The 19,995-nt window shown below is 62.2% G+C and carries 18 protein-coding genes and 1 tRNA gene; 7 read left to right on the top strand and 12 right to left on the bottom strand.

What is annotated here, in order from left to right; all coding sequences use genetic code 11:
• Positions 1 to 7: 7 nt before the first annotated feature.
• The 11 genes from AC0J5Z_RS10945 to argS form a co-directional block, all read right to left on the bottom strand.
• Positions 8 to 964: a glycosyltransferase gene (locus AC0J5Z_RS10945; protein ID WP_475039306.1), complete on the bottom strand. Its 957-nt coding sequence runs from the start codon at positions 962 to 964 to the stop codon at positions 8 to 10.
• Positions 965 to 1,750 (bottom strand): WecB/TagA/CpsF family glycosyltransferase, encoded by a 786-nt coding sequence (locus AC0J5Z_RS10940; protein WP_475039304.1) that lies wholly within the window; start codon positions 1,748 to 1,750, stop codon positions 965 to 967.
• Positions 1,747 to 2,565: an L-threonylcarbamoyladenylate synthase gene (locus AC0J5Z_RS10935; RefSeq protein ID WP_475039302.1), complete on the bottom strand. Its 819-nt coding sequence runs from the start codon at positions 2,563 to 2,565 to the stop codon at positions 1,747 to 1,749. The genes AC0J5Z_RS10940 and AC0J5Z_RS10935 overlap by 4 nt, the downstream gene beginning before the upstream one ends.
• Positions 2,566 to 2,577: 12 nt before the next feature.
• On the bottom strand, positions 2,578 to 3,450 hold the full coding sequence (prmC, locus tag AC0J5Z_RS10930; protein ID WP_475039300.1) for a peptide chain release factor N(5)-glutamine methyltransferase: 873 nt from the start codon (positions 3,448 to 3,450) through the stop codon (positions 2,578 to 2,580).
• Positions 3,451 to 3,484: 34 nt separating this feature from the next.
• On the bottom strand, positions 3,485 to 4,558 hold the full coding sequence (gene prfA, locus AC0J5Z_RS10925) for a peptide chain release factor 1 (protein ID WP_309072963.1): 1,074 nt from the start codon (positions 4,556 to 4,558) through the stop codon (positions 3,485 to 3,487).
• A gap of 253 nt (positions 4,559 to 4,811) precedes the next feature.
• Positions 4,812 to 6,983: a transcription termination factor Rho gene (gene rho, locus AC0J5Z_RS10920; protein ID WP_475039298.1), complete on the bottom strand. Its 2,172-nt coding sequence runs from the start codon at positions 6,981 to 6,983 to the stop codon at positions 4,812 to 4,814.
• 305 nt (positions 6,984 to 7,288) lie between these two features.
• Positions 7,289 to 8,263, bottom strand: coding sequence for a homoserine kinase (thrB, locus tag AC0J5Z_RS10915; protein ID WP_475039296.1), 975 nt, complete (start codon positions 8,261 to 8,263; stop codon positions 7,289 to 7,291).
• 2 nt (positions 8,264 to 8,265) lie between these two features.
• On the bottom strand, positions 8,266 to 9,369 hold the full coding sequence (gene thrC / locus AC0J5Z_RS10910; RefSeq protein ID WP_475039295.1) for a threonine synthase: 1,104 nt from the start codon (positions 9,367 to 9,369) through the stop codon (positions 8,266 to 8,268).
• Positions 9,370 to 10,686 (bottom strand): homoserine dehydrogenase, encoded by a 1,317-nt coding sequence (locus AC0J5Z_RS10905; protein ID WP_475039294.1) that lies wholly within the window; start codon positions 10,684 to 10,686, stop codon positions 9,370 to 9,372.
• Positions 10,679 to 12,151: a diaminopimelate decarboxylase gene (lysA, locus tag AC0J5Z_RS10900; RefSeq protein ID WP_475039293.1), complete on the bottom strand. Its 1,473-nt coding sequence runs from the start codon at positions 12,149 to 12,151 to the stop codon at positions 10,679 to 10,681. The genes AC0J5Z_RS10905 and lysA overlap by 8 nt, the downstream gene beginning before the upstream one ends.
• 3 nt (positions 12,152 to 12,154) lie before the next feature.
• A complete protein-coding gene (gene argS, locus AC0J5Z_RS10895) occupies positions 12,155 to 13,804 on the bottom strand; it encodes an arginine--tRNA ligase (protein ID WP_475039291.1) in 1,650 nt (549 codons plus the stop codon).
• 236 nt (positions 13,805 to 14,040) lie between these two features.
• Here argS and AC0J5Z_RS10890 point away from each other — a divergent pair, with 236 nt between their 5' ends.
• The 6 genes from AC0J5Z_RS10890 to AC0J5Z_RS10865 all read left to right on the top strand — a co-directional run bounded on the left by AC0J5Z_RS10890 (position 14,041) and on the right by AC0J5Z_RS10865 (position 18,676).
• Positions 14,041 to 14,535, top strand: a complete 495-nt coding sequence (locus AC0J5Z_RS10890) for an FMN-binding protein (protein WP_475039289.1) — start codon at positions 14,041 to 14,043, stop codon at positions 14,533 to 14,535.
• A 5-nt stretch (positions 14,536 to 14,540) separates the two neighbouring features.
• Positions 14,541 to 15,413, top strand: coding sequence for an FAD:protein FMN transferase (locus tag AC0J5Z_RS10885; protein WP_475039286.1), 873 nt, complete (start codon positions 14,541 to 14,543; stop codon positions 15,411 to 15,413).
• On the top strand, positions 15,410 to 16,912 hold the full coding sequence (locus AC0J5Z_RS10880) for an FAD-dependent oxidoreductase (RefSeq protein WP_475039284.1): 1,503 nt from the start codon (positions 15,410 to 15,412) through the stop codon (positions 16,910 to 16,912). The genes AC0J5Z_RS10885 and AC0J5Z_RS10880 overlap by 4 nt, the downstream gene beginning before the upstream one ends.
• Positions 16,913 to 17,020: 108 nt before the next feature.
• A tRNA-Arg gene (locus AC0J5Z_RS10875) sits at positions 17,021 to 17,093 on the top strand.
• A gap of 159 nt (positions 17,094 to 17,252) precedes the next feature.
• Complete coding sequence (locus tag AC0J5Z_RS10870) at positions 17,253 to 18,293, top strand: M4 family metallopeptidase (RefSeq protein WP_475039662.1); 1,041 nt, start codon at positions 17,253 to 17,255, stop codon at positions 18,291 to 18,293.
• Between the two features lie 80 nt (positions 18,294 to 18,373).
• Positions 18,374 to 18,676, top strand: coding sequence for a protealysin inhibitor emfourin (locus AC0J5Z_RS10865; RefSeq protein WP_475039282.1), 303 nt, complete (start codon positions 18,374 to 18,376; stop codon positions 18,674 to 18,676).
• 9 nt (positions 18,677 to 18,685) lie between these two features.
• On the opposite strand, the gene AC0J5Z_RS10860 is transcribed toward AC0J5Z_RS10865, so the two are convergent.
• The gene (locus AC0J5Z_RS10860) at positions 18,686 to 19,654 is read right to left on the bottom strand and encodes a GlxA family transcriptional regulator (RefSeq protein WP_475039280.1); all 969 of its coding nucleotides are present in this window, start codon (positions 19,652 to 19,654) and stop codon (positions 18,686 to 18,688) included.
• 81 nt (positions 19,655 to 19,735) lie between these two features.
• Here AC0J5Z_RS10860 and AC0J5Z_RS10855 point away from each other — a divergent pair, with 81 nt between their 5' ends.
• A complete protein-coding gene (locus AC0J5Z_RS10855) occupies positions 19,736 to 19,906 on the top strand; it encodes a hypothetical protein (RefSeq protein ID WP_309994503.1) in 171 nt (56 codons plus the stop codon).
• The last annotated feature ends 89 nt before the right edge of the window (positions 19,907 to 19,995 follow it).

Raw genomic sequence — 19,995 nt, 5'->3', positions numbered from 1 at the left:
GGCTCTCTTACCGAACCGGCTCCTGCACATCGCGCAGTGCGTAGATCCCATCGAGCACCTGCGCATTGGAGCGTGGAGCTTTCAGGCTGTGGCGCAGGGCCTTAAAAAGTCCGACCAACAGCACTTTTCGATTCGGAGAGGCGGCAATGGTGCGGGTCCAGTTGCGCAGCGAAGCGCCGGTGAACAAGATCTTTTCCCACGGTGCCAAGGCGTTCGATCGGGTATAGACCCAGAGCTTGTTTCGCACTTCATAGTAGAAGCGCGGGCCGGGATCCGCTCCAGCATCGCCAAAGACCTTTGTGTGGTGGTTGGCAACCGATGCGTTGGTGGTCAATGCGATCCCCCGACGGGAAATCCTGGCGGTGTACTCCAAGTCGTCGTTCCAGATGAAGTAGTCCGCAATCGGCAGGCCATGCTTTTTGATCTCTTCAGCGCGAATCAGCACCGACACGAAGGAAGCACTCCGGATTTGGGTGGCTCCCAGCCGGGCAGCAGCACTGCGCCCGTTCTGGCTCGCTCCCATGCGCGGCCGCATACGATTCATCGGGTGGTCGCGGCCATCAGTCCACACAACACGACTTGCGATGAAGGCCGGGGCATCCCCTGTTTCATGGTGGTAGGACTCAGAGACGTCCAATGCTTCGCGAAGGGCCTCCGGCTGCGGTTCCGTGTCGTCGTCCATGATCCACACGTAGTCAGCCCCGTGGTCCAGTACGGCCCGCTCCATGCCGACAACGAAGCCTCCGGCACCGCCCACGTTCGTGTTCAACTTGACCACATCAGCGGTTACCGGGCCTTGATACTGCTGCAGGAACTCTGCGGTTCCGTCCGTGGAGGCGTTGTCCACGATGACGACCGCGTCCGGTACTTGGGTACCTGCGGCGATGCCTTCCAAAGTGGTCTGGAGGAGTTCACGCCGGTTATAGGTCACTACAACTGCGACCACGACAGGGTGGGACGTCATTTACTTGCCTTTGGTCTTGGATGGTTGGAAACGGCGCCGAGTCAGCAGGCCTGCCAGCTTCCAAGGTTCAACAAAAACTCTGTAGGCCACGCGGCCCGGGTGAAGGACCAGGCGCCAGGCCCATTCGAGCCCTAAGCGTCCGAGCCAGCGTGGCGCCAGTTTCTGGATGCCTGCAACTTGTTCAATGGCGCCACCAACTGCGCAATAGAGGGCAGGCGGCAATTGTGCGAGCCTACGGTGCAGGACTTTTTCCTGCAGGGGCATGCCCAACCCAAGCAAAACCACCTGGGGTCGGAATTCGCTAAGCCAGTCCACTACGGCATCTTCAAGGGCCTCGTCCCAACCCTCCCCGGGCATACCGTCGACAGTGGCTCCGGGAATGATGGACCGTAACCGGGCGATTGCTTTGGTGTTGGCCTCTCGTCCTGCGCCGATGACTGCCACCCGTTGCAGTCCAGGGACTTTGCCAAGTTCCGGGATCCAGTCCGTGGAACCGAGCCGGTACGCCATGGGTCCTTCGCTGAGCGGCGGTCGTCGTCGCATGCGGTCCAGGCCCCAGAGCCAGGTCGCAGGGGCCCCGTCCAGCAGAACAATCGTGCTCGCTTGGTAAAGCGCACGAACATCCGGACATGAATGGAAAAGAGTAATGCTGTGGAGATTGTGCCCCAGCACGGTACCTGTGGACCCGGCAGCGATGAGTCCGCCCATGGCGTCAATGAGTTCATTGACGCGCATCGGAGTGGCGTCAACGTCAAGGACGGGGACGCGTTGGCGCTCCGGAATCATTCGGGCTTGGCTTCGCTTGAGGCCTCTGGCTTCACCGTTTCCCGGTTTGAATCCTCGACGGCGTGGGCTTCCGTTACTTCGACCGGCGCATCATCCGCTGTTGTGGCCTCTTCCTGCGGCGTGACGGCAGCATAATCCGCGGGCACATCGATGGTTTCGCCAAGGCCCAGAATGGACGGAACGATCTCGCGGAGCCGCTCCAACTCAATGGCTCCTTGGCGCACTACCCGGAACGGGGTGGAGGTGGCGTCAACAATCGTGGAGGGCAGGGCAGCAGTCCCTTTGACCGGTCGGAAGCCGCCTTCAAGGTAGACCTCAACGGACTCCGCCAGTTGCAGTCGCGCTTCCGAGGCTGTCTGTGCTGCTTCCTGACCCGTCCGGTTGGCGGAGGAAACCGCCAGCGGACCTGTAAGCCCCAGGAGTTCCAAAGCGATCTGGTCATCGGGCATCCTGAGGGCGACGGTGCCCTTGGTTTCGCCGAGGTCCCAGTCCAAAGACGGCTGAGCATGCAGGATCAGTGTCAGACCACCAGGCCAGAAGGCCTGAGCCAGCGCCCGGGCATCGGCAGGTACGTCGGTGGCCAGCCCGTCCAAGGCGTTGACCCGTGGAATAAGGACTGGAGGCGGCATCTGCCGACTGCGACCCTTGGAGGCCAGCAACATGGTAACGGCCAACGGCGAGAAGGCGTCAGCGGCAATGCCGTAGACGGTGTCCGTTGGCAGCACGATGCACTTCTTTTCGCTGATGGCACGCTGGGCATGCTGGAGCCCCTCAGTCCGCTGGTCATCGGAAGTGCAGTTATAGGTTGTGGTCACAGCGCTATTCTTTCACTCATCAGGAGTCGGGCTTGCCAGGACAGCACTGGTGGCTCGTTCCTTGCCATTAAGGTCACAGTGCGTGGCGACGTCTTTCCAACGTCCGGTTCGTTGCAGCATGCCGGCGATCCATTCTGCTTGGACTTCCGCATGTTCCATCACAAAGTAACCACCGGGCTTAAGGAGGCGGGCCGCTGAGCCCGCTGCCGCCGTCGGAAGTTCCATGCCGTCCGCTCCCCCACCGTACAGTGCCTCCGGCGGATCATGGAGGGCAACTTCAGGCTCTGTGGGGATCGCTTCGGCCGGGATGTAGGGCGGGTTGGATACGACGACGTCGAAGGTTCCGTTGTGTTCGGGGAGGGCATTCCGCAGGTCGCCTTCAATGAGAATGACACCAAGCGGTTCGAGGTTCTTCGCAGCCCAGGCGTGCGCAAACGCACTGTATTCCACGGCATGAACTTCAGCGCCCGGAACCTCGTGGGCGATGGAGCCGGCAATAGCACCGGATCCTGTGCCGAGGTCCACCACCTTGGGTTTCTGCATTCCTGCGACGTGATCGATGACCAGTTGCACCACCGATTCCGTTTCAGGACGCGGAATGAAAACGCCCGGCCCCACACGCAACGCCAGGTGTCGGAAATATGCGACGCCTGTGATGTGCTGCAGGGGGACGCGACCGGCGCGTTCCTCCACCAGTTCCCGGTAACCTTCGGGAGCGGGGGTGTCGCCGAGCAACATGGCGCGGAGGCGGCCAAGGCCGACACCGAGCAGGTGTTCGGCAAGCAACTCGGCGTCGACACGCGGGCTGGGCACCCCGGCGTCGGATAAGACGGCAGTAGCCTCGCGAACAGCGTCCGCGAGGCTCTGGCCTTGGTAAAACGTCATGGATGAACTCTGCTGTGGTTGTTGTCCGGCAGCGCTATTCGCCGATGGCGTCCAGGCGTGCCTGCTCGTCAGCTTCAATGGCTGACTGGATCACGGGTTCAAGATCGCCGTTCATCACGGCATCGAGGTTGTAGGCCTTGTAGCCGGTGCGGTGGTCCGCAATGCGGTTTTCCGGGAAGTTGTAAGTTCGGATGCGCTCCGAACGGTCCATGGTGCGGATCTGCGACTTGCGCTGTTCAGAGTTGGCAGCGTCGATTTGTTCCTGCTGGTGGGCCAGAAGACGTGCGCGGAGAACGCGCATACCGGCCTCACGGTTCTGCAGCTGCGACTTTTCGTTTTGCATGGCCACAACGATGCCCGTTGGCAAGTGGGTAATGCGGACGGCGGAGTCGGTGGTATTCACGGACTGGCCACCCGGTCCGGATGAACGGTAAACATCGATCTTGAGGTCGTTCTGGCTAATCTCAAGTTCTTCGGGCTCATCAACTTCGGGGAGCACCAGCACGCCGGCAGCCGACGTGTGGATGCGGCCCTGCGACTCAGTGACGGGAACCCGCTGGACGCGGTGCACGCCGCCTTCAAATTTCAAGCGGGCAAAAACGCCCTGTGCGGGGTCGTTGGAATTGCCCTTGATGGCCACGGCGACGTCTTTGTATCCACCAAGATCGGATTCGGTGGCGGAGATCATTTCGGTCTTCCAACCCCGCGACTCGGCGTAACGCATGTACATCCGCAGAAGGTCGCCGGCGAACAATGCAGCTTCGTCGCCACCTTCGCCGCCCTTGACTTCAAGGATTACGTTGCGGGCATCGTCCGGATCACGCGGGATCAGAAGACGGCGCAGACGCTCCTGTGCCGCAGGAATCTGCTCCTCCAACTGCACAACTTCTGCAGCGAATTCGGGATCTTCGTCTGCCATCTCTTTGGCAGCTTCCAAATCATCATTGAGCCCGCGCCACTTGTTGTAAGCCTCCACAATGCCCTGAAGCTGAGCAGACCGCCGCCCCAACTTCCTTGCAGCAGACTGATCGGCATAAACGGCAGGATCGCTCAACTGCGCCTGAATAGCAGCATGCTCATCAAGCAATCCCTGTACGGACTCAAACATTTTCAAACCTCTTTCGACTCGCAGACAAGTCTAGTTGCGACGATTGGTGACTTAACGACCAACCGCTCAAATAAGCCGGCCAGCGAAGGTGACGGCAACGCCCAAGGTGACCTGACCGCCGTCGAGTAATTTTGCCGGCCCGGGAGTGGCATCGGGCCTGTCGTAGCGTTGCTGCCGACGTACGCAGTACGTCAGCAGCAACGCGAAGGGGCGGGGCCGGCAAAATTACTCGACGGCCCCACCCCAGATAACGCTATTTGTCGTTGTCCGACTTCGCTCCGAGCGTCGTCTTCTGAACCTGCATGAGGAACTCGACGTTGCTCTGCGTCTCCCGGATCTTGTTGGTCAGCAGCTCAAGGCTCTGCTGCTGCTCCAAGCCGGAAAGGACGCGGCGCAGCTTCCACATGATCTTGACTTCTTCAGGCGAGAGCAGGTTCTCTTCGCGGCGCGTACCGGACGCGTTGACGTCCACTGCCGGGAAGATGCGCTTGTCTGCCAACTGGCGGGACAGGCGGAGCTCCATGTTGCCGGTGCCCTTGAACTCTTCGAAGATGACTTCGTCCATCTTGGAGCCGGTCTCGACGAGCGCGGTTGCAAGGATGGTGAGCGAGCCGCCGTTTTCGATGTTGCGGGCTGCACCGAAGAAGCGCTTGGGCGGGTACAGTGCTGCGGAATCCACACCACCGGACAGGATGCGGCCGGAGGCCGGTGCTGCCAGGTTGTAGGCGCGGCCCAGCCGTGTCATTGAGTCCAGGAGGACCACTACGTCCATGCCCATTTCCACCAGGCGCTTTGCGCGTTCGATGGAAAGCTCGGCAACCGTAGTGTGGTCGTCGGCGGGACGGTCGAAGGTGGAGGCAATGACCTCACCCTTGACGGTGCGCTGCATGTCCGTGACTTCTTCGGGACGTTCGTCAACCAGCACCATCATGAGGTGGACCTCAGGGTTGTTGGTGGTGATTGCATTCGCGATGGACTGCAGGATGAGCGTCTTGCCGGCCTTCGGCGGGGAGACGATCAGGCCACGCTGGCCCTTGCCGATCGGGGCCACGAGGTCGATGACACGCGGACCGATCTTCTTGGGATCCGTCTCGAGGCGCAGGCGCTCGGACGGGTACAGCGGTACGAGCTTGGCGAACTCGACGCGATCCTTGAGTTCATCCGGCGTCTTGCCGTTGACCGAGGTGACGCGGACGAGCGCGTTGAACTTCTGGCGGGCCGACTGCTGGCTGCGGTCTTCGCCATCACGCGGTGCGCGGATGGCGCCGACGACGGCGTCGCCCTTGCGAAGGTTGTACTTCTTGACCTGTGCCAGGGAAACGTAGACGTCGTTTGCACCGGGGAGATATCCGGAGGTCCGAATGAACGCGTAATTCTCCAGAACGTCCAGGATGCCTGCTACGGGAAGCAGAACGTCGTCTTCGGTGACCTCGACGTCGTCAACGTCCGGCCCCTGTGCGCGGCCACGGCGACGCTCGTTGCGGTCACGGAAGCGGTCGCTGCGAGTGTTGCCATCACGGCTGTCCTGGCCGCCGCGGCGGTCGGTCTGCTCGTTGCGGTCACGACGGTTGCGGCGGTTCCGACGGTTGCCGGTATCGTCGCCGTCGTTGCTGTCTTCACGGCGTCCGCGAGTGTTGTCGCGACGTTCGCGCTGCTGCTCGCCCGAGTCGGACTGTTCGCGCTGTTCGGTGCGATCGGCACGCTGCTCACGCTGCTCAGTCCGGTCGGCACGCTGCTCACGCTGCTCAGTCCGATCGGCACGCTGCTCACGCTGCTCAGTCCGGTCGGCACGCTGCTCACGCTGCTCAGCGCGGTCGGCACGCTGCTCACGCTGTTCCGTACGCTGCTCGGCTGCTGGTGCTTCTGCTGCTTCGGCAGGCGCCGCGGCAGCTTCGCCGCGGCGGCGGTTACGCGTACGCGGCTGGCGACGCTCAGTAGCGGCCTCGCCGGTCTCGACGGCTGCCGGAGCTTCGGCAACCGGTGCGGCTGCGGGCTCGGCAGGCGCAGCAGCGGCTTCAGCAGCTGCTACCACTCCATCGCTGGTGGCGCGGCGGCTGCGACCGCGACCACGTCCGCGCGGTGCTTCCTGGGCCGGGGCCTCGACAGCTGCATCAGCAGGTGCGCTGCTTTCCGCGGCGGCCTTTGGCTCTGCAGCCGGGGCTTCCTTGGCCGCAGTTGCCTTTGCCGTGGCCTTGGCGGGCGCCTTGGTAGTGGATGTCCCGGCACGATGTGCCGAAATAGCCGTTACCAAGTCCCCCTTGCGCATACGGGATCCCCCGGAAATGCCCAGCTGGCTCGCGAGAGCCTGAAGCTGGGCGAGCTTAAGGCCTGCAAGGCCGCTGCTCTTAGTGGTTGCTGCCGTTGACGACTCAGCAGCAGAAGATGTTGTGTCCACAGCTGAAGCCAGCTCAGTGGTTTCTGTCACGAAGGATCCTTCCCCCTCGACGGCGTCCAGAGCGAGAGCTGGACGCGATGATTTGTTCTGGGCTGCAGTTCAGATCTGCAGCCGGTGATTTGGGCCGTGCCTGAAGGATTGTGGCCAACAGGGCCGGATACTGATCGTCATCACTGAATCCAGTTGCCCGGACAGCCGGCGTAGTGTTCAGGGAACAGAGAGATTTCTGCGGCACCTGAGACAGGCCGGAAAGAGACGACACCACCAACGTTGGCACAGTTGACGAAAGGTACGGCGAAACACCGAGATCCAAAATCAGGGAACTGCCCGCGGCTTTACCGGCGGTGCACTTCCACTCTAGCACCTTGTACGTCCACAGCCAGCGTCATCACACGCCAACCGACGGCGGGTGTGTTGAGCTCCGTGAATGTCCCGATGAATTCGACAATCGTGGCGGCTTCGTCGGCACCATTGGCCAACACCATAACGGTGGGGCCTGCGCCGGAGACAACAGCTGCATGGCCCGCAGACCGAAGAGCTGCGATGAGATCGGCGCTGGGGCGCATGGCCTGGGCGCGGTAGCTCTGGTGAAGATAGTCTTCCGTGCCTGGCAACAGCAACGTGGGATCCGCAGTGAGAGCGTGAATCAACAAGGCTGCACGTCCGGAATTCATTGCTGCCGCGTGATGACCAATGGATGCGGGGAGCAGTCCGCGTGCAGTTTCCGTGGATAGCTCATAGTCCGGGACCGCCACCACGGGAATGACCGACCGTGTGACGTCAGCCCGGGTGCTGCTGTACTGCTCGCTGTCCTGCCATGACAGCGCCAGTCCGCCGAAAATGGCGGGAGCGACGTTGTCCGGGTGTCCTTCCATCTCGCTGGTTAGCTGCAGGATCCAGTCGCGGTCCTGCCGGGATTCCGCCGGAACCAGAGCGTTGGCGGCCATAACAGCGGCAACCACTGCGGAGGCTGAGGAGCCCAGCCCCCGCCCATGGGGATTGACGTTGTCCGCAGTGATTTTTAGGCCGGAGTGGCGGAAGCCAAGCCGGTCCAGCGCGAGGTCAATTGCGCGTACTACCAGGTGGTTGGCATCACGCGGGAGAGTGTCAGCACCCTCACCGGAGAGCTCGAACTCGAGCTCTCCGGTGCTGAGCGTTTCCACTGTCAAGGTGTCGTAAATGGACAGGGCCAAGCCGAGGCTGTCGTAGCCGGGGCCCAGGTTGGCACTCGTACCGGGGACCTTGACGGTCAGCCGCTGGCCTGCCGCGACGAGTGCACGATCGGTCGCGGTGGGCTGCGTTGATTCCACTCTTAGTTTTCTTCCAGTCCCAGTTCTGCGGCAACGGTGACGACGTCGTTCGGCACCTTGACGGGCTGGACGTCGCTGCCGTCTTCGGTGCGGAGGGCCCACTGGGGGTCCTTGAGTCCGTGGCCGGTGACCGTGATGACGATGGTTTTGCCGGACGGAACCTCGCCTGCGGCGTGCTTCTTGATCAGGCCTGCGGCACCGGCAGCGGAGCCGGGTTCAACGAAGACGCCTTCCTTGGCGGAGAGCCAGCGGTGGGCGGCCAGGATCTCATCATCGGTGACAGCCTCGATCAATCCGCCCGACTCGTCACGGGCAGCTACGGCAGTCTCCCACGAGGCCGGGTTGCCGATACGGATGGCGGTGGCGATCGTGTCGGGCTCGGTGATGGGGTGCCCTGCTACGAACGGCGCGGCCCCTGCAGCCTGGAAGCCCCACATGACGGGGGTCTTGGTCGAAACAGCCGGAAGTGTTCCCTTAGCGGTCTCGAAGGGCGCGGAGTACTCCTTGTAGCCCTTCCAGTAGGCGCTGATATTGCCTGCGTTGCCCACTGGCAGTACGTGGATGTCAGGGGCGTCGCCCAGGGTGTCCACAACTTCGAAGGCGCCCGTCTTCTGGCCTTGGATGCGCGCCGGGTTGACGGAGTTCACCAGGAACACCGGATAGGCTTCGCCGAGCTTTCGGGCGATGTCCAGGCAGTTATCGAAGTTGCCATCAACCTGGAGCAGGGTAGCGCCGTGGGCGATGGCCTGGCTCAGCTTGCCCATGGAGATCTTGCCTTCGGGTACCAGCACTGCACACTTGAGGCCTGCGGCCGTGGCGTAAGCCGCAGCAGAGGCGGAGGTGTTGCCGGTCGAGGCGCAAACTACAGCCTTGGCACCGGCCTCTACAGCGGCCGTCATGGCCATGGTCATGCCGCGGTCCTTGAAGGAACCCGTGGGGTTCATGCCTTCGACCTTCAGGTACACCTCTGAGCCAGTCAGCTCGGAAAGCTTCTGCGCGTGGACGAGCGGCGTGCCGCCCTCGCCGAGGGTGATGACCTTGGTGGCTTCCGTTACAGGCAAACGATCAGCGTATTCGCGGATTACTCCGCGCCATTGGTGAGCCACTTAGACCCCTTCTACCCGCAGTACGGATGTTACGGAATTGATGACGTCCAGGCCCTTGACGGCCTCGACGGTTGCCGCGAGTGCAGCTTCGGACGCGCGGTGCGTCACGATTTTCAGCTCAGCCGACTCAACGTTCGAGGCTGAGTCGCGGTGGATTGTTTGGCGCATGATTTCGATGGAGACGCCGTTCTCCGCAAAGATGTGGGCAATCCGGGCCAGCACACCGGCTTGGTCAGCGACGTCCAAGCCGATGTAGTAACTCGTTGTGGACGCATCGATGGCCAGTGCCGGGACGTGGCCCGTGGTGGTTTCCGTGCGCCCGGGGCCGCCCAAAACCAAGCGGCGGGCAGCGGACACGAGGTCACCCAGCACAGCGGATGCGGTGGGCGTTCCACCTGCGCCTTGTCCGTAGAACATCAGTTCGCCGGCGTTTTCCGCCTCAATGAAGACGGCGTTGAAGGCACCACGGACAGCGGCCAGTGGGTGTTCGCGCGGCAGGAGCGTGGGGTGGACGCGGACAGAGATGCCGCTGCCGTTGTCCGATGAGTCGATCTTCTCGGCAATCGCGAGCAGCTTTATAACAAAGCCGGCTTCCTTGGCGGAGGCGATGTCCGCAGCGCTGACCTTGGTGATGCCTTCGCAATAGACATCGTCCAAAGAGAAGCGCGTGTGGAAGGACAGTGACGCAAGGATCGCGGCCTTCGCTGCAGCGTCGTGGCCTTCGACGTCGGCAGTGGGGTCGGCTTCCGCGTAGCCGAGGCGCTGTGCTTCGGCGAGGGCGTCGGCAAACTGCGCGCCGGTGCTGTCCATCTGGTCAAGGATGAAGTTGGTAGTGCCATTGACGATGCCCAGCACACGGGTGATGCGGTCTCCGGACAGGCTGTCGCGGATAGGGCGCAGGATGGGGATGGCTCCGGCGACGGCTGCCTCATAGGACAACTGGACCCCGGCTTTGTCGGCCTCCTCATAGAGAGTGGGACCGTCCTGCGCGAGCAGCGCCTTGTTGCCGGTAACAACGCATGCGCCATTCTGGATGGCGGTCAGGATCAGCGAGCGGGCAGGTTCAATGCCACCCATGAGTTCGATGACGAGGTCCGCGTCCTTGACCAACGTATCGGCATCGGTGGTGAACAGTTCACGCGGCAGCTCGACGTCACGCGGGGAATCAATGTTGCGCACGGCGATGCCGGAAAGTTCCAAGCGGGCGCCGCTGCGGGCAGCGAGGGCTTCGGCGTCGTCAATCAGAATCCGCGCAACCTGGGCCCCAACGTTGCCACAGCCCAACAGGGCCACCTTCAAGGTTCGCACTTCAGACATTCGCCACTCCCATGTCGCGGTTCAAGAGATCTTCTTCGGTTTCCCCGCGGACAATCAGCCGGGAGGCTCCGTCGCGTACAGCGACAACGCCAGGCCGGGCCAGGTAGTTGTAGTTGCTGGAGAGGGCCCAGCAGTAGGCGCCGGTACCCGGTACTGCGAGCAAATCACCGGCTGCCACGTCCGCGGGCAGATATACATCTCTAACAACTATGTCGCCGCTCTCGCAATGTTTGCCCACTACTCGGGACAGCTGCGGGGCCGCATGCGAGTCCCGGGAAGCCAAAATTGCCGAATAATCCGCGTCGTAAAGCACCGGACGGGCGTTGTCACTCATTCCGCCGTCCACCGACACATAGCGACGCGGATACGTAACGTTCTTTTGCCCTTCTTCACCCTCAGTAGCGTCAACGCGGACGGTTTTGAGCGTGCCAACTTCGTACAGGGTGAAGGTTGTGCTGCCCACAATGGCACGTCCGGGTTCGATGGAGATACGCGGTGGCGTGATGTTCAGTTCAGCGCACTTGGAGCGCACGACGGCGGCCATCGCCTGCGCGATCTCCGCCGGCGGGCGGGGCGTATCCACCGGGGTGTAGGCGATTCCGTAGCCGCCACCGAGATCCAGTTCGGGCATGACGATGGAGTACTTGGCTTGCATTGCGGCGAGGAAGCCCAGGAGCTTCTCTGCCGCGACGGCGAAGCCGTCGGGCTCGAAGATCTGCGAACCGATGTGGCAGTGCAGGCCCAGGAGCTCGATGCTGGCGTAAGAGGTTGCTGCAGCTACTGCTTCCTCGGCTGCGGACAATCCTGCTTCCTCGGTGGAGTCTTCTGCCATGGAGAGGCCGAACTTCTGGTCCTCGTGGGCCGTGGCAATGAACTCATGGGTGTGGGCATGCACGCCAGGGGTCAACCGGAGCATGACCTTGGCGGTTTCGCCCCGGCCGGAGGCGATCTCGGCTACGCGCTCAAGTTCATCGAGGCTGTCCACCACGATCCTGCCGAGCTTCATGTCCAGGGCGCGGTTGATCTCGGCGTCGGACTTGTTGTTGCCGTGCAGGCCAAGGTTGGGTCCTTCAATTCCCGCGCGGGCGGCAACAGCCAGCTCGCCGCCCGAACAGGTGTCCAAGCGAAGGCCTTCCTGAGCCACCCAACTGGCCACTGCAGTGCACAGGAATGACTTTCCGGCGTAGTAGACGTCCACTCCCCCGCAGATGTCCTCGAAGGCGGCATCAAAGGCGTCTTTGAACGCCCGGGCACGGGAACGGAAGTCCGATTCACTCATGACGAACAGCGGGGTTCCGTACTGTTCCTTGAGATCGCTGACGGACACACCATCAATGGTGACCTCACCGGCGTCGTTCTTTTCAACCCCGGCAGCCCACATGGGAGCCTGCAAGGCGTTGAGGTCTTCGGGAACGGCCAGCCACCCGGGTGCGAGCGGAGAAGCATGTGCAGTGTATGTGTCCATTCCCTACATCCGTTCCGGCGCAGAAACGCCCAGCAGTTCGAGTCCGTTGGCGAGCACCTGACTGGTGGCGTCATTCAGCCACAGGCGCGTGCGGTTGACGTCTTGTACTGGTTCCTCGCCTTGCGGCGAGACGCGGCAAGCGTCGTACCAGCGGTGGTAGGCACCTGCGATGACTTCGAGGTGCCGTGCCACGCGGTGCGGCTCACGCAGTTCGGCGGCCTTCGCCACGATGGACGGGTAGCTGCCTAGGTAGGAGAGCAACTCGTTTTCAGTGGCGTGATTCAGCAGCGATGCGTCAAAGACAGAACGCTCCACCCCGGCCTCGGCAGCATTGCGGGCCGTGCCGCGGGAGCGGGCGTGGGCATACTGCACATAGAACACCGGGTTCTCGTTGCTGTGTTTCTTCAGCAGTTCCGGATCCAGCGTCAGCGGCGAATCGGCCGGGAAACGAGCCAGGGAATACCGGACGGCGTCCTTGCCGAGCCAGGAAATAAGGTCCTTGAGCTCGATGATGTTGCCGGCACGCTTGGACAACTTGGCGCCATTCACGGACACAAGCTGGCCGATAAGGACCTCGATGTTGGCTTCGGGATCATCGCCCGCGCACGCGGCAATGGCCTTCAAACGGTTGATGTACCCGTGGTGGTCCGCGCCGAGCAAGTAGATCTTCTCGGTGAAGCCGCGGTCCTTCTTCGAGAGGTAGTAGGCAGCGTCGGCAGCGAAGTAGGTGGGTTCGCCGTTGGCGCGGATCATCACGCGGTCTTTGTCGTCGCCGAAATCGGTGGTGCGCAGCCAGACGGCACCGCCGTCGTCGAACACGTGGCCCTGCTCGCGAAGGCGGGCGACGGCTGATTCGATCGCACCGGCGTCGTGCAGTTCCTTCTCGGAGAAAAACACGTCGAACTCGACGCCGAACTCGGCCAGTGTGGTTTTGATGTCTGCCATCTGTGCCTCGTAGGCAGCGGCACGGATAACGGGCAGGGCTGCCTCGTCCGTCAGTTCGCGGATGCCCGGGTGGGCCTTCAGGACTTCGTCGCCGAGTTCACGGATGTACTCGCCCGGGTAGCCACCCTCAGGCACGCCACGGCCGTGAAGGCGTGAGAGGACCGAGTTGGCAAACACGTTCATCTGCGAGCCGGCGTCGTTGATGTAATACTCGGCGGTGACGTCAGCACCCGAGGCACGCAGGACACGGGCAATGGCATCGCCAAGGGCAGCCCAACGTGTGTGGCCGATGTGCAACGGACCGGTGGGATTCGCAGAAACGAACTCCATGTTGACAACGCGTCCTGCGAGCGCCTGGTTGGTGCCGTAGCTGGCTCCAGCCTCCACAATAGCCTTGGCGAGGGCGCCGGCTGTGGCAGCATCCACGGTGATGTTCAGGAAGCCGGGACCGGCGATTTCGACACCGGTAACACCGGGAATGTCCTGCAAATGATTGCTAAGGATTCCTGCGAATTCGCGGGGGTTCATCCCTGCCTGCTTGGAGAGTTGCAGGGCTATGTTGGTGGCCCAGTCTCCATGATCCCGGTTCTTGGGTCGCTCCACTCGCACGGCGTCGGGCACGGTAGATTCCGTCAAGGCGATTTCGCCGCTGGAGACGGCGTCCTTAAGACAGGCGGATATGGCAGCAGAGAGTTCTTCGGGAGTCACGCTTCTAGCCTACCGGGGGCCCGCAAAGTCGCGGAATTGAGGCTCCCTTATGTGGATACCGTGGACACAGCCCACTCACAGGAACGGTTATCTGGCGGCACAGGCTGAACCATTACGCTGAATTCAACGTTGTGAACACGTAGGAGGTGGCCTCGATGGTCATCCCGGTACATGCAGTATCCCCTTGACGAAAATGACCATTGACGAATTCTTGTCCAGCTGAAACGAGCAGAACCATGACTACGCCACTCCGCAAGAGCCTCTACGTTGGTTTCGCCGGCCTATCCATCATCGGAACAGCCGCGGCATGCGCCCCCACCACACAAGCCCCCGGCACCCAGACCCCGGCTACCCAAGATGGAGGGCAGGCCGCAGCCAGCAGCCCAACATCTGCAAGCACTTCATCGTCAACGGATGTCGCTTCCACCGGTGCGTCCACCTACAAGGATGGGACCTACAGTTCCGACGGAACTTACACCTCGCCCAACGGCCAGGAAACGGTAGGTGTTGAACTCACGCTAGCCGGGGACACAGTGTCCGCCGTGAACATCACGGTCCACCCCTCCAACCCCAACACCAAGAAGTTCCAAGGCGAGTTCGCCAGCGGCATCGCCGCACAGATCGTGGGGAAGAACATCGACGAACTCAACGTCTCCAAGGTGGCTGGCTCTTCCCTGACATCCGGCGGCTTCAACGAAGCCGTGAAACAGATCAAGTCCCAGGCCAAGTAGCAGCCGTGCCGCACCCTGGCTGGAGCAACTTCCGCTTTGAAGGGATCGGTACGCAGTGGGAGATTTCGACGCCGGAGTGTTTGGTACCCGCTGTCACGCACCAACTGCTCGAGACAGTCGCGGCTTATGACAAGACATGGTCGCGGTTCAGGCCGGATTCCTTGGTGTCCGGCCTGTCCCGTGGTCAAGGCAGCATCACGCTGCCGGAGCATGCAGTCGCCCTCCAAGGGCTATATTCCACGCTGTATCGCCTCAGCGATGGTGCCGTGACGCCCCTGATTGGCAGCAGCCTGGAGCGCTTGGGTTATGACGCCGCATATGCCCTTATTCCGTTGGGAACTCCCCTCGCCCCACCCCGATGGGAGGACGTCCTTGACTGGTCCGGCAGGAAGCTTTCCGCGAAAGCGCCAGTGGTCCTGGACGTTGGAGCCGCCGGGAAGGGCCAATTGGTGGACCTCTTGGGAAAAGTCCTGCAAGAAACGGGTCACACAGACTTCCTGGTGGATGGCAGCGGCGACATGCTGCATGTCGGAAACCACCCGGTCACCGTTGCGTTGGAGCATCCCTATAACCCCCGGGAGGCAATCGGCACTGTGGAGCTGGACAACTCCGCGCTGTGCGCCTCGGCCTCCAACCGACGCGCGTGGGGTGACGGTCTCCACCATGTTCTGGATGGAACCACGGGCAAGCCCATACACACCACGGTGGCTACGTGGACCATGGCTGCCAGCGCCTTGGTGGCAGACGGGGTGGCCACGGCAATGTTCATGATTGACCCCGCTCCGCTGGAGGAGGAATTCGATTTCTCATGGCTGAGGGTGTCGTCGAGTGGTGCTGCCGACTTTTCGAGCGGTTTTGAGGGGAGACTGTTCACATGATTGCCGCTAAGTCCCGTTTGGATACCTGGTTGGGCCGCTTCACCATGTACCGCTTGATTCTTTGGGTTCTGGGCGTGCTGGCGGCCTACAGCATGGTCCTCAACATCCTGGGATGGTTGACCTTTGGCCTGCCCGAGATGCTGGTCCACCTGGTGCTCTGCTTGGGCGTGACCTACGCGTCCAGCCGATTGCTTGCCTTGCTCTTCCGGGTGAAGCCGCACACCGAGTCGTCCCTTATCACCGGATTGCTGCTCTACTTCCTGTTCTGGCCCGCGTTCGGGGTCATGGACATGGCGGGGGTTGCTTTGGCTTGCGTGCTGGCCAGCGTGTCCAAGTATGCCCTGGCCTTCCGTGGACGCCATATCTTCAATCCAGCCGCGGCCGGAGCGTTCGTCACGGGCCTGACGGGGCTGAACATTGCCACGTGGTGGGCTGCCACGCCTGCCATGCTCTGGCTCCTGGTCCCGGGGGTGCTGGTTGTCCTGTACCGCACACGGAAAATGCTGATGGCCACCGTTTTCCTGGTGGCTGCCACAAGCATCATCACCGTAGAGCTGCTAAGCCGCAACATGACGTTGGGTCAGGCCTTATGGCAGTCCCTGGCGCAACGGCCGCTGCTGTTTTTCGTGGGCTTTATGCTCTCGGAGCCTCTCACCTTGCCTCCCCGTCGCTGGCAGCAGCTGGCGCTTGCCGCCGTCGTGGGTGTTGTTTTCGCGGTTCCTTATAACTTCGGTTTCGTTGCCAACTCCCCGGAACTCGCGCTGTTGCTGGGCAACCTCATTGCGTTCTTCCTGGGGCAGCGAGGAGGCGTCCACCTGACGTTCAAGGGCTCGCGACCCCTCACTCCCGCCAGCACTGAATTCAGGTTCGAACCACAGCGGCCAGTACGCTTTGCGGCCGGGCAGTTCATGGAGCTCAACCTGCCACATTCCGGTTCCGACGGTAAGGGTCGTCGACGGGTCTTCAGCATTACCAGCCCACCCGGGGCGGCCGAGGTTACGTTCGGCGTGGGTACGGCCGAGCCGCTGTCTACGGCTAAGAAGGCACTGCTTGCGCTTCGGCCCGGGGACAGCGTTACTGCAACGGCCGTGGGCGGCGACTTTGTTCTACCGCACGACGCCGGGAAACCGGTCCTGCTGATCGCTGCAGGAATCGGCATCACGCCTTTCCTGTCGCAACTGGCGGCCGACGACGCCGTACGCGACACCGTGGTGGTGTACCTCGCGAAGGGTCGCAAGGAGCTGGCTTGTGTAGAACAGCTGGAAGCCTCCGGGGCAAAGGTGATCGCCCGCCTGGCGGACGGTTCCACTCCCCCGGAGTTCATGGTGGACGCCGGTACCTCCAGGATCGATGCCGCGCGCCTAAAGGAGCTGGTTCCGGACATTGGGGATCGGGAAGTGTTTGTCTCCGGCTCCCCGGCGAGCGTGGACTCCCTGCGCGCCGCAGCACGCGGCGCAGGTGCGCGTCGGGTCCATGTCGACTCGTTCGCAGGCTACTGATTCGCAAGGTCCGGACCGGGCTCGCCGCCGCGGCGCCGGGTTTTCATTTGCGGCGCCGGGACTGCTAAGCTCTAGGACGTCCCACCGGCAACGGAGGGAACCCTGGATGCCCTCGTAGCTCAGGGGATAGAGCGTCTGCCTCCGGAGCAGAAGGCCGTAGGTTCGAATCCTATCGAGGGCACTACGAATACCCCGCCAGCCCTGCTGGCGGGGTATTTTTGTGTGCCGGATACCCACTATCAGTTCGGGGCTTGCCGGGCCTGCACCGCAATATTGTCGGCGCCTGCTTCTAGGCTGATTTCAGTTGGTCATACCGATAGCCAAAAGGGGTTTTGCCGTGATGTGTTCAATCGTCCCGCCGTATATGCTGCGCAGGATTGCTGCCCGGCACGAACCACGGCTCCGCGCGGTTGCCCGAGCCGCCAAGGAGTCGTTGCTGCACATCAAGGATCTGCAGGCCATCCGCACCGCCCCCATCCCCGCTGCACCACCGAGCGCGCGCCAAGCCAAACCGGGCCCGCCAAAGCGGACCATCTTTGATGCCGGGTCCTCGGAAGCCCTGCCCGGCCGCATCGTCCGCAAGGAGGGTGCTCCACCCATCGGCGACGTTGCAGCGGACGAGGCCTATGACGGCCTCGGAAGCACGCATCGCCTGTATGGGGACGTGTTCGGCAGGGACTCCATTGACGACGCGGGGCTCGCCCTCGACGCAACAGTTCACTATGGGAAGCTCTACGACAACGCCTTTTGGGACGGGAGCCAGATGGTCTTCGGTGACGGCGATGGCCAGATTTTTCAGCGCTTCACCAAGTCCGTGAGCGTCATAGGCCATGAACTCGCCCACGGGGTTACGCAATACACGGCCAATCTGGCTTACCGGAACCAAGCCGGAGCACTCAACGAGTCCATGTCGGACGTCTTCGGCGTCCTCGTGGAGCAGTACCTGAAACACGAGTCCGCCGGGGAGGCCACTTGGCTCATCGGAGAGGGCCTTTTCACCGATCAGGTCCAGGGCGCTGCCCTGCGCTCCATGAAAGCACCGGGGACAGCCTACGATGACGATGTTTTGGGTAAGGACCCCCAGCCGGACTCCATGGATACGTACGTACGGACGAGTGCTGACAATGGTGGAGTACATATTAATTCCGGCATCCCGAACAAGGCTTTCTACGTGGTCGCCGCAGAACTCAGTGGCAATGCCTGGGAGGCACCGGGCCAGATTTGGTACGGCACATTGACCAGCGGATCCCTGCCGGCAACCTGCACGTTTGGAAAGTTTGCCAGGACTACTGTCGCAACCGCTGAGGAACTCTTCGGTACCGGATCAGCTGAGCATGACGCCGTCCTGAAGGCGTGGGAGACTGTGAAGGTCAAGGTTTAGTCGGGTGGCGGGACCGGACAATTTGGTTCGGTCCCTGCCGGTTGACTGACCACGGAACGTCGAACGAGAAGCAGCCGGTCATGAAGATCACCGTTCAACGCAGTGGGGGAATCGCCGCGATGACACGCGTCTGGAGCGTGGACGCTGTGTCCCCCGATGAAAAGGAACGATGGGTTCCGATCGTTGAGGCCTGCCCGTGGGACGAAGCCAAGAGTCAATCCCGGACTCCCAATGAACCGGACCGGTTCATGTACTCCATCCGCGCCGGGCAACGCCGGGCCACCCTGCCCGACCGCGCCGTCACCGGACCCTGGCAGGAACTGGTGGAGTGCGCCAAGGCCGAAGGCTCAGAGTCACGAGGCCGGCTCGGCAGCCGGCGATAACGCAGCATCCTAGATGGCTTCGGCCAGCTGACCACGGAACGCTCGCCGGTAGCTCTGCGGACTCGTGTCCAGCACTTTGGTGAAATGGTGGCGCAGCAGGACTGAATGCCCGAACCCTGCAACACGAGCGATCTCGTCTATGTTCAGCTCCGTGGTTTCCAACAGTTCCTGGGCGCGCAGCACGCGTTGCGAGTTCAGCCAGGCCGCTGGCGTCGCCCCGGTTTCCGCGCGGAAACGACGCGCGAACGTTCTGGGAGACATGTGGAGCCGTGAAGCCAATTCGTTCACGCTGTGCTCCTCGTCGAGGTGTTCAACCATCCAGCGCAGCAGTTCCTCCATCGGTGCCGAACCACAGCGGGGCATGGGCCTGTCGATGAACTGGGCTTGGCCGCCGTCGCGATGTGGCGGTACCACCATGTCGCGTGCGATCGCGGCAGCCACGTTCGCCCCTAACTCCTCACGGACAAGATGGAGGCACGCGTCGATGCCGGCGGCCGTACCCGCGCTGGTAATGATGGTTCCGTCCTGCACGTAGAGGACATTCTCATCCACGATCGCGGACGGGTATCGGCTGGCCAGGTCCTGCGAGTAGTGCCAGTGCGTAGTGCAACGGCGTCCGTCCAGCAAACCGGCACGGGCCAGGGCATAAGCCCCTGAGCAAATAGACATCACCCAAGCGCCCCTGGCATGTGCTGCACGCAAGGCGTCCATGACCGACTCGGGGACCTCCTGGTCCCGACCGAACGGCGCCATGATGACGAGGTCTGCATCGGCCGCTGCTTCGAGGCCGAGGTTTACGTGAAGGGAGAGGCCGGACTTCATGCGGACATCACCCGGCTCCGGGGTAACCACACGGAAATCGAAAGCCGGAACCCCGGCACCACGGTCCGATCGGTCGATGCCGAAGACCTCGAACGCCGTACCAAATTCGAAGACCGAGAAGTTGGGAACAACGATCACCGCCACTGATTTCAACATATCTCCAGTGTGGCAGAAAATTATCTAAATGGGGCATTTCTGCCACTGTTTCTTCTAGTGCCACAAGAGCAGGCTTGAGGCATGGAAATCTTCGGAATCATCCTCTTCATCGTCCTCCTCACCGCCGTCGCCGCTACTGTTTCAGCCCTGTTGAAGGATGGTCGCGGTCACAACCCGCCCATCAACTCCAAGGAACCCTGGAGCGCCTTCGACGCTCCGAGCAGCCCGTACTGGAATCCCCGCATCTACTAGGGGCATGCCAGTCCACTGCAAAGTCCGCCACGCCACATCCAACTGACGCCCGTCCGTTCAAAGAATTCTGCAGGATTCCCGGAACGGCG

The organism is Paenarthrobacter sp. TRD_SC_7 (genome assembly GCF_056156245.1).
This window is presented reverse-complemented; position numbering and strand designations above follow the sequence as displayed.